This is a genomic window from Amycolatopsis balhimycina FH 1894, assembly GCF_000384295.1.
Taxonomy (GTDB): Bacteria; Actinomycetota; Actinomycetes; order Mycobacteriales; family Pseudonocardiaceae; genus Amycolatopsis; species Amycolatopsis balhimycina.
Window position 1 is genome coordinate 88,236 of the sequence record NZ_KB913037.1, and the last position, 10,826, is coordinate 99,061.

Here is a 10,826-nt window from a genome sequence, read left to right on the forward strand (position 1 = left end):
TGGCGGCATCCGGCGACAAGGTCGTCGAAGCACTGCGCGCGGCGATGAAGGAGACCGACCGGCTGCGCCGGCAGAACCGGCAGCTGCAGGCGGCAGCCAGGGAGCCCATCGCCATCGTGGGCATGGCCTGCCGCTACCCCGGTGGGGTGCGCTCGCCGGAGGACCTGTGGCGGCTGGTCGCCGAGGGCGTCGACGCCGTCGGCGAGATGCCGGCGGACCGCGGCTGGGACCTGGACGCGCTGTACCACGGTGGCCCCGACGGCACCGGCGAGAGCGTCACCCGCCAGGGCGGGTTCCTGGAGAACGTGGCGGACTTCGACCCCGGGTTCTTCCGCATCTCGCCCAATGAGGCGATGGTGATGGACCCGCAGCAGCGGCTGATGCTCACCGTCGCCTGGGAGGCCGTGGAACGAGCCGGCATCGACCCGCTTTCGCTGCGCGGCAGCGACACCGGCGTGTTCGTGGGCGGCGGCAGCGGCGACTACCGGATGCCCCACGGGCACGTGGACTGGCAGACCGCGCAGTCGGCCAGCCTGCTCTCCGGCCGGCTGGCCTACACCTTCGGCCTGCAGGGCCCGACCATGTCCGTGGACACCGGGTGCTCGTCCTCGCTGGTCTCGCTGCACTTGGCGGTGCAGGCGCTGCGCGCCGGCGAGTGCTCGATCGCGCTGGCCGGTGGCGTCATGGTGATGTCCACCCCGGCCGGGTTCACCGAATTCTCGGCGCAGGGCGCCCTGTCCCCGGACGGCCGCTGCAAGGCGTTCTCCGACAGCGCCGACGGCACCGGCTGGGCCGAGGGCGCGGGGATACTGCTGGTCGAACGGCTGTCCGACGCGCAGCGGCTCGGGCACCCGGTGCTGGCCGTGGTGCGCGGCTTGGCCGTCAACCAGGACGGCACCTCGAACGGCTTGACCGCGCCCAGCGGCGGCGCCCAGCAGAAGGTGATCCGCGCGGCGCTGGCCGCCGCCGGGCTCGGCCCGGACGGGATCGACGTCCTGGAGGCCCATGGCACCGGCACCAAGCTGGGTGACCCGATCGAGGCCCGTTCCCTGCTGGCCACCTACGGCCGGACCGAGCGGGACCACCCGCTGCTGCTCGGGTCGGTCAAGTCCAACATCGGGCACACCCAGGCCGCCTCCGGCGTCGCCGGCGTGATCAAGATGGTGCTCGCGCTGCGCCACGGCGTGGTCGCGCGCACGCTGCACGTGACCGAGCCGTCGTCGCACGTGGACTGGTCCTCCGGGGCGCTGCAGCTGCTCACCGAACCGGCCGGGTGGCCGTCGGTGGACCGGCCGCGCCGGGCCGCGGTGTCGTCGTTCGGGGCCAGCGGCACGAACGCGCACGTGATCCTGGAGGAGGCGCCGGCCGAGCCGGTGGTGGCCGAGCCCCCGCCGGTCGAGTGCGGTGTGGTGCCGTGGGTGGTGTCGGCCAAGACCGGCGAGGCCCTGGCCGAGCAGGTGGCCCGGATCCGCGAGTGCGCCGGTTCTCCCGTGGACGTCGGGTTCTCGCTGGCGACCACGCGGTCGGTCTTCGAGCATCGGGCGGTGTTGCTCGCCGGTGCCGGGGGAAGCGAGGTGGTGGCTTCCGGCGAGGCCACCGACGCCGTGGTGGGCCTGGTGTTCTCGGGCCAGGGTGCGCAGCGCGCCGGGATGGGCCGGGAGCTGGCGGCCCGGTTCCCGGTGTTCGCCCGAGCCCTGGACGAGGTGCTGGCCGAGCTCGCCGTCGACGGGCTGCGCGAGGTCATGGGGTCCGGGGAGGACCTCGAGCAGACCCGGTTCACGCAGCCCGCGTTGTTCGCGGTCGAGGTGGCGTTGTTCCGGCTCTTCGAGTCGTGGGGTGTCAAGCCGGCCTGCCTGGCCGGGCATTCCGTGGGGGAGATCGCGGCGGCGTACGTGGCCGGGGTGTTCTCGCTGGCGGACGCGTGTGCGCTGGTGGCGGCCCGTGGCCGGCTGATGCAGGCGTTGCCCGCCGGCGGGGCGATGGTGGCGGTGGGTGCGGCCGAGGACGTGGTGGCGCCGTTGCTGGCCGGTCGTGCGGACGAGGTGGCGATCGCGGCGGTGAACGGGCCGGCTTCGGTCGTGTTGGCGGGCGTCGAGCCGGTGGTGCTGGAGATCGCGGAGGTGTTGCGGGAGAACGGAAACCGGGTCAAGCGGCTGCCGGTGTCGCACGCGTTCCATTCGCCGTTGATGGAGCCGGTGCTGGCGGAGTTCCGGTCGGTGCTGGCGGGGTGTGGAGTCGCCCGAGCCGCGGATTCCCGTCTGGTGTCCAACCGTGACCGGTGCGCTGGTGACGGCTGGAGGTGTGCGACCCCGGAGTACTGGGGTGCGGCACGTGCGTGAGCGGTGCGGTTCGCCGACGGGGTGGCCGCGATGCGGGACGCCGGTGTGTCCGTGTTCGTCGAACTGGGGCCGGGAACGGGCCTGCGCGTCGATGGTCCACGAGATCGTCGTCGACGACCCCGACGGTTGGCGGTGATCCCGGCGTTGCGGGAGAACACCGGAGGAACGTTCGGTCGTCGCGGCGCTGGGGGCGCCTTCGTGGCCGGGGTGGAGATCGGCTGGCCTGCGTTCTTCGCGCCGGGCTGGGTGGCCGCCGGATCGACCTGCCGACGTATCCGTTCCAGGAGACGCGGTTCTGCCCGAAGACCACCACCCGGGCCGGCAAGGTGGCCGACTGGGGCCTCGTGGCCCGCCGGGCACCCCGCTGCTCGGCGCGGCCGTGCCGCTGGCCGACGACCAGGGCGCGGTGCTGACCGGCCGGCTCTCCGTGGCCACCCACCCCTGGATCGGCGACCACGTCCTCGGCGACGCCGTGGTGTTCCCGGGCACCGGCTTCCTGGAACTGGCCGTCCCGCGCGGCCGACCAGGTCGGCTGCCGGCAAGTGCAGGAGCTCACCTTGGCCGTCCCGATGGTGCTCGGGGCGGGGAAGCGGTCCGACGTCCAGGTCGTGGTGGGCGCCGCCCGACCGCGGCCGGCCGTCGCGACCTGCGGATCCACTCCCCGGCCCGCCGCCGCCCGGACAGCACGTGGACCCACCACGCCACCCCGGCGTGCTCGCGCCCGGGGAGATCCGCAGCGGCCAGGCGCCCCAGCGCAGTGGCCCCCGGCCGGTGCGGAAGCCGTGGCCATCGACGACTTCTACGCCCGGATGGCGGCCGGCGGCTGTCTACGGACCCGTCCTTCGAAGGGCTGCGCGCGCTGTGGCGGCGGGGCGAAGACCTGTACGCCGAGGGTGGAGTTCCGCAGGCAGCCCCAGGACGCGCGGCCGCTTACGGCCTCCACCCGGCGCTGCTGGACGCGGCCCTGCAGGCCAGCCTCGTTCTTCGCGGCCAAACGCGGGCAAGAACCTGATGCCGTTCTCCTGGAACGGCGTCAGCCTGCACGCCGCGGGCGCCACACCGTGCTGCGGGTGCGCTGGCAGGGTGACGGCGACTCGTTCACCCTCTCGCCACCCGACGTGGCGGGCAACCCGGTGCTTTCGTCGAGTCCCTGGTCCTGCGCGCGCCCACCGGCCGGATCTCGGCCGCGCCTTCCCGCGCGGGACGCGTTGCTGCGGGCTGCACTTCGCGCCACTCTCCCCTGCCGGAGGCGGCCGAGGTCCCGGCCCGGAACTGGGCGGTCATCGGCCCGGACACCTTCGGTCTGCGGTCCGTTGTGGACCGCTCGCGCCGCCGGTTCGCCGGGTGAGCTCGCCGAGTCCGGTGTGGTGCCGGACTGGGCACTTGGTCCAGATCGCCGGCGGGGACGGTGGCGCCGGGCCGTCCGTGGCCCACGAAGCCGCGGCCCCGCGGTGCTGGGCGTGCTTCAGGACTGGCTGGCGCGGCCCGAGCTGGAGCCGGCCAAGCTGGTCGTGGTGACCCGGGTGCGGTGGACGAGGTGACCGATCCGGCGGCGGCTGCCGTGTGGGGTTGGCTGCGCAGTGCGCAGTCCGAGCACCCCCGGCCGGTTCGTGCTGCTCGACCTCGGACGCGCCGGCGGCCCGCCCTGCTGCCCGGCTGGCCGCGTGCCGTGTTCGTGGACGAGCCCCAGGTGGCCGTGCGGGACGTGTGTCGTGCGGGTGGCCCGGCTGGCGCGGTTGGCGACGTCGTCCGTCGCTGGTGCCCGCCGTCGGGGGAGTGGGCGGCTGGACAGCAAGCACTCCGGCAGCCCTGGACGACCCTCTGCCTGGCCCCGGTCGCCGAGGGAGCCGAAGCCGCTGCGCGACCGGGAGGTCCGGGTGCGGATCACCGCGACCGGCATCAACTTCCGCGACGTGCTCAACGCGCGCTCGGGCTCTACCCCGGCCCGGCCGGTCCGCTGGGCTCCGAGATCACCGGCGTGGTCACCGAGAGATCGGCCCGGACGTGACCCGGGCTGCCCGTCGGCGACCGGGGTCATGGGCATCTCGCCCGGCGGCATCGGCTCGGCTCCCGTCGTGGTCGACGAGCGGATCGTGGATCCGCGTGCCGGAGGGCTGGGCCGACGAGACGGCGGCCTCGGTGCCGTTGCGTTCCTCACTGCCTTCTACGCCTTCACCCGACCTGGCCGACCTGCGGGCCGGGCAGAAGGTATTGGTGCACGCCGGAACCGGTGGTGTGGGTATGGCCGCTGTGCAGCTGGCGAAGCATCTGGGGGCGGAGGTGTTCGCTACGGCGAGCCCGGCCAAGCAGGACACGGTGCGGGCTATGGGTATTCCCGATGATCACATCGCTTCTTCGCGTACGACGGACTTCGAGGGGGCGTTTGCGTCGCTGGCTGGTGCGGGTTTGGACGTGGTGCTGAATTCGTTGACCGGTGAGTTCATCGATGCTTCGTTGCGTCTGCTGAAGCCCGGTGGGCACTTCCTGGAGATGGGCAAGACCGACGTCCGGGAGAGCCCGCCGGGTGTCCGGTACCGGGCGTTCGACCTGTCCGAGGCCGGCCCGGACCGGATGGGCGAAATGCTGACCGCGCTGCTCGGGCTGTTCGCGCGGGGCGCGCTGGAGCCACTGCCGATCACCGCCTGGGACATCCGCCGCTGCCGGGACGCGTTCCGGTTCATGTCGCAGGCCAAGCACATCGGCAAGCTCGTGCTGACCATGCCACCGGTCTGGGACCGTGACGCGACCGTGCTGATCACCGGCGGCACCGGCGGGCTGGCCGCGCACCTGGCCCGGCACCTCGTCGCCCAGGGCCAGCGGCACCTGCTGCTGGCCGGCCGCCGCGGCCCGGCCGCGCCCGGCGCGGCCGAACTGGCGGCGGAACTGGGCGACGCCGTGACCATCGCCGCCTGCGACGTCAGCGACCCGGCCGCCGTGCGCGAGCTGATCGACGGCCGGACCATCACCGCGGTGGTGCACGCGGCCGGGGTGGTGGCCGACGGAGTACTCGGCTCGATCACCCCGGAGCGCCTGGACACCGTGCTGGCGCCCAAGGTGGACGCCGCCTGGCACCTGCACCAGGCCACCCTCGACCAGCCGCTGGCCGCGTTCGTGCTGTACTCCTCGGCCGCCGGCCTGGTCGGCAGCCCCGGCCAGGGCAGCTACGCCGCCGCCAACGTGGCCATGGACGCGCTGGCCGGCTACCGGCACCGGCTCGGCCTGCCGGCCACCTCGGTGGCCTGGGGCCCGTGGGCCGGCTCCAGCGGCATGACCGCCGGGCTGACCGAGACCGACCGCCGCCGGACCGCCGCCGCCGGCCTCGCCGGCATCGAAGCCGGGCCGGGCATGGCCATGTTCGACACCGCGATCGCCACCGACGAGCCGGTGCTGATGGCCACCGCGGGGGGCGCGGCCGCGCCCCAGGGCACGGTCCCGTCCATTCTGCGCGACCTGGTCCGCGGCGCCCGCCGCACCGCCGCCGCGGCCGGCCCGCTCGCACCGGGCGGCTTGGCCGCGGAACTGGCCGGAATGCGCGCGGCGGACCGGCACCAGCACCTGCTGGGCATCATCCGCGGCGAGGCGGCCGCCGTGCTCGGTCACCCCTCGATGGACCTCGTCGGCGCGAAACAGGAATTCCGGGAGCTCGGGTTCGACTCGCTCAGCTCGGTCGAGCTGCGCAACCGGCTGGCCGGTGCCACCGGGCAGCGGCTGCCCGCGACCCTGGTGTTCGACTACCCGACCCCGGTCCGGCTGGCCACGTTCCTGCTCACCGAGGTGCTCGGCGAGGCCGTGCCCACCACCGGAACCGGTGTGCCCGCGGTGACCACCGGCCCCGCTTCGGACGACGACCGGATCGCCGTCGTCGGCATGAGCTGCCACTACCCGGGCGGGATCCACACGCCCGAAGACCTGTGGCAGCTGGTCGTGGACGGCCGGGACGTGATCTCCGGTTTCCCGGGCGACCGCGGCTGGGAGGACGCCAGCCGGTACACGCCGGAGGGCAACACCGTGTCGCTGTCCCCGGTCGGTGGTTTCCTCGAGGACGCCGCCCGGTTCGACCCGGCTTTCTTCGGCATCTCGCCGCGCGAGGCCATCGCCATGGACCCGCAGCAGCGGGTGCTGCTGAAAACCGCGTGGGAAGCGATCGAGCGGGCCGGCATCGACCCGCTGTCGCTGGCCGGCACGCCCACCGGCGTCTACATCGGCGCCTCCGACGCCGACTACGCCGGCCTGCTGTTCGGCGACCCGGCGGCCGAGGGGTTCGTGATGACCGGCACCACGGTCAGCGTGATCTCCGGCCGGCTGTCCTACACCTTCGGCCTGGAGGGCCCGGCGGTGTCGATCGACACCGCCTGCTCCTCCTCCCTGGTCGCGCTGCACCTGGCGGCGCAGGCGCTGCGCGCCGGCGACTGCTCGCTGGCCTTGGCCGGTGGCGTGACCGTGATGTCGTCGCCGGTGCCCTTCGCCGAGTTCGGCCGCCAGGGTGGCCTGGCCCAGGACGGGCGGTGCAAGGCCTACGCCGACAGCGCGGACGGCACCGGCTGGTCCGAGGGCGCCGGCGTGCTGGTGCTGGAGCGCCTGTCCGACGCCCGCCGCCACGGTCACCACGTGCTGGCCGTCGTCGCGGGTTCGGCGGTCAACTCCGACGGCGCGTCCAACGGCTTCACCGCGCCCAACGGGCCGTCGCAGCAGCGGGTGATCCGCCAGGCACTGTCGTCCGCCGGGCTGTCCCCTTCGGACGTCGACGTGGTCGAGGGGCACGGCACGGGTACGCGGCTGGGTGACCCGATCGAGGCGCAGGCCCTGCTGGCGACCTACGGCCGGGATCGGGAAACCCCGCTGCTGCTCGGGTCGGTCAAGTCCAACCTCGGGCACACCCAGGCCGCGGCCGGGGTGGCCGGGGTGATCAAGATGGTGCAGGCGCTGGGACACGGCATCGCGCCGCGCACCCTCAACGTCGACGAGCCGTCGTCGCACGTGGACTGGGAGTCCGGCGCGGTTTCCCTGCTCACCGAACCGGCCGGGTGGCCGTCGGTGGACCGGCCGCGCCGGGCCGGTGTGTCGGCCTTCGGGGTCAGTGGCACGAACGCGCACGTGATCCTGGAGCAGGCTCCGGCCGAGCCGGTGGTGGCCGGGACCCCGTCGGTCGAGGCCGGTGTGGTGCCGTGGGTGGTTTCGGCGAAGAGCGAGGCGGCGCTGGCCGAGCAGGTGGCGCGGGTGCGCGGATGCGCTGGTGACCCGGTGGACGTCGGGTTTTCGCTGGCGACGACGCGGTCGGTGTTCGAGCACCGGGCGGTGCTGCTGGCCGGTGCCGAGGGGGTCGACGTGGTGGCTTCCGGGGAAGCCGCCGAGGCATCGGTGGGGGCGGTGTTCCCGGGCCAGGGCGCGCAGCGGTCGGGGATGGGCCGGGAGCTGGCGGCCCGGTTCCCGGTGTTCGCCCGTGCCCTCGACGAAGCGCTGTCCTGTTTGGACGGCGGAGTGCGGGACGTGCTGTGGGGCACCGACGCGGAGGCGCTGGACCGGACGGGCGTGACGCAGCCGGCGCTGTTCGCGGTCGAGGTCGCGCTCTACCGCCTGTGGGAGTCATGGGGCGTGCGGTTCGGCTCGGTGGCAGGTCACTCGGTGGGCGAGATCGCCGCGGCGCACGTCGCGGGTGTGCTCTCGCTGGCGGACGCGGGTGCGTTGGTGTCGGCGCGGGCGCGGTTGATGCAGGCGCTGCCGCCGGGTGGGGCGATGGTGGCGGTGGGTGCGGCCGAGGACGTGGTGGCGCCGTTGCTGGCCGGTCGTGCGGACGAAGTGTCGATCGCGGCGGTGAACGGGCCGGCTTCGGTCGTGCTGGCCGGTGTCGAGCACGTGGTGCTGGAGATCGCGGAGGTGTTGCGGGAGAACGGAAACCGGGTCAAGCGGCTGCCGGTGTCGCACGCGTTCCATTCGCCGTTGATGGAGCCGGTGCTGGCGGAGTTCCGGTCGGTGGTGGCGGGTCTGGAATTCGCCGAGCCGGTGGTTCCGCTGGTCTCGAACCTGACCGGTGCGCTGGTCGCCGATGAGGTGTGCGACCCGGAGTACTGGGTGCGGCATGTGCGTGAGCCGGTGCGGTTCGCCGACGGGGTGGCCGCGATGCGAGCGGCGGGGGCCTCGGTGTTCGTCGAGCTGGGACCGGGTTCGAGCCTTTCGTCGATGGTGCACCAGATCGTCGACGACCCCGCGGTGCCGGTGATTCCGGCGTTGCGGGAGGCGCCGGAGGAGCGGTCGGCGGTCGCGGCGCTGAGTGCGGCCTTCGTGGCCGGTGCCGAGGTCGACTGGCCGGCGGTCTTCGCCGGGCTGGGTGGCCGCCGGATCGACCTGCCCACCTATCCGTTCCAGGAGACGCGGTTCTGGCCCACGGCCACCGGCCGGACCGGCAGCGCCGCCGACTGGGGCCTCGTCTCCGCGCGGCACCCGCTGCTCGGCGCGGCGGTCGGCCTGCCCGACGACGAAGGTGTCGTGCTCACCGGCCGGCTGTCCACCACTACCCACCCGTGGCTGGCCGACCATCAGGTCGGCGCCGCGATCCTGTTCCCGGGCACCGGTTTCCTCGAACTGGCCGTGCGAGCCGGGGACCACGTCGACTGCCGGCAGGTGCAGGAGCTGACCCTGGCCGTGCCGATGGTGCTGGCCCGGGGCGAGGCCGTCGCCGTGCGGGTGTCGGTCGGGGCCCCGGACGAGACCGGCCGCCGCGACCTGCGCATCCACTCCCGCCCCGCGGGCCGCCCGGAGGGCACGTGGACCCACCACGCCACCGGAGTGCTCGCCCCCGACGAGACCCGCACCGAGTGGGTCCCCCCGCAATGGCCGCCGGCCGGGGCCGAGGCGGTCGGCCTGGACACCTTCTACGCCGGCCTGGCCGAATCCGGCTTGGTGTACGGCCCGGTCTTCCAGGGCCTGCGTGGTGCCTGGCGCCACGGTGAAGACCTGTACGCCGAGGTGGCGCTGCCCGAACCGGCGGTCTCCGCCGCCGCCGGGTTCGGTCTGCACCCGGCCCTGCTGGACGCCGCCCTCCAGGTCAGCGGCGAACTGTTCGACGCCGGTTCGGGTCAGGGCCTGCTGCCCTTCTCGTGGAGCGGTGTCAGCCTGCACGCCGGCGGCGCCACGGTGCTGCGGGTGCGCTGGCGCCGGCACGGCGACGCCGTGTCGCTGGCCGCCACCGACGTGGCGGGCAACCCGGTGATCTCGGTCGAATCCCTGCTGCTGCGCTCGGCCACCGCGGCCGGTGCCGCCGCTCCGGCCACCGACGCCCGGGAATCCCTGCTGCGGCTGGAGTGGGAGACCGTGCCACCCACCGGCTCGCCGGCCGGGCAGCGGTGGGCGGTCCTCGGCGACGACCTCTTCGGCCTGGCCCCGGTGCTGTCGGCCACCACGGCCGGTTCTCCCGGTGAGCTGGCCGAGTCCGGTGTGGTGCCGGACTGGGCGGTGCTCGAAATCGGCGGCGGCGGTGTCGCGGCCGGGCCGTCCGCCGCCCACGAAGCCGCGGCCCGCGTGCTGGGTGTGCTGCAGGACTGGCTGGCGCGGCCCGAGCTGGAGCCGGCCCGGCTCGTCGTGGTGACCCGGGGTGCGGTGGACGAGGTGACCGATCCGGCGGCGGCTGCCGTGTGGGGGCTGGTGCGCAGTGCCCAGTCCGAGCACCCCGGCCGGTTCGTGCTGCTCGACCTCGACGCCGGAAGCGCCGGCGTGCTGCCCGGGCTCACCGCCTCCGTCCTGCGGGAGGAGCCGCAGATCGCGGTGCGCGACGGCGTGGTGCGGGTGGCCCGGCTGGCGCGGTTGGCGACGTCGCCGTCGCTGGTGCCGCCGTCGGGGGAGTGGTGCCTGGACAGCAAGCACTCCGGCAGCCTGGACGATCTGTACCTCGCTCCGGTTGACGAGCCCGCGCAGCCGCTGCGGGGCCGGGAGGTCCGGCTGCGGATCACGGCGACCGGCATCAACTTCCGCGACGTGCTCAACGCGCTCGGGCTCTACCCTGGCCAGGCGGGTCCGCTCGGCGCCGAGATCACCGGCGTGGTCACCGAGATCGGCCCGGACGTGACCGGGCTGGCCGTCGGCGACCGGGTCATGGGCATCTCGCCCGGCGGCATCGGCTCGGCTCCCGTCGTGGTCGACGAGCGGATCGTGATCCGCGTGCCGGAGGGCTGGGCCGACGAGACGGCGGCCTCGGTGCCGTTGGCGTTCCTCACTGCCTTCTACGCCTTCACCGACCTGGCCGACCTGCGGGCCGGGCAGAAGGTATTGGTGCACGCCGGAACCGGTGGTGTGGGTATGGCCGCTGTGCAGCTGGCGAAGCATCTGGGGGCGGAGGTGTTCGCTACGGCGAGCCCGGCCAAGCAGGACACGTTGCGGGCTATGGGTATTCCCGATGATCACATCGCTTCTTCGCGTACGACGGACTTCGAGGGGGCGTTTGCGTCGCTGGCTGGTGCGGGTTTGGACGTGGTGCTGAATTCGTTGACCGGTGAG

2 protein-coding genes and 1 pseudogene are annotated in these 10,826 nt (G+C 74.0%); all 3 read left to right on the forward strand.

Going from position 1 to position 10,826, the window contains the following annotated elements:
* Window positions 1–14: 14 nt before the first annotated feature.
* A pseudogene (locus tag A3CE_RS49605) lies at window positions 15–2,339 on the forward strand (type I polyketide synthase); the annotation flags it as partial.
* Window positions 2,340–2,745: 406 nt separating this feature from the next.
* Window positions 2,746–3,351: a polyketide synthase dehydratase domain-containing protein gene (locus tag A3CE_RS59715; protein ID WP_157376805.1), complete on the forward strand. Its 606-nt coding sequence runs from the start codon at window positions 2,746–2,748 to the stop codon at window positions 3,349–3,351.
* A 1,229-nt stretch (window positions 3,352–4,580) separates the two neighbouring features.
* On the forward strand, window positions 4,581–10,826 hold a 6,246-nt coding region (locus A3CE_RS57190), incomplete at its 3' end, for a type I polyketide synthase (RefSeq protein WP_169523893.1).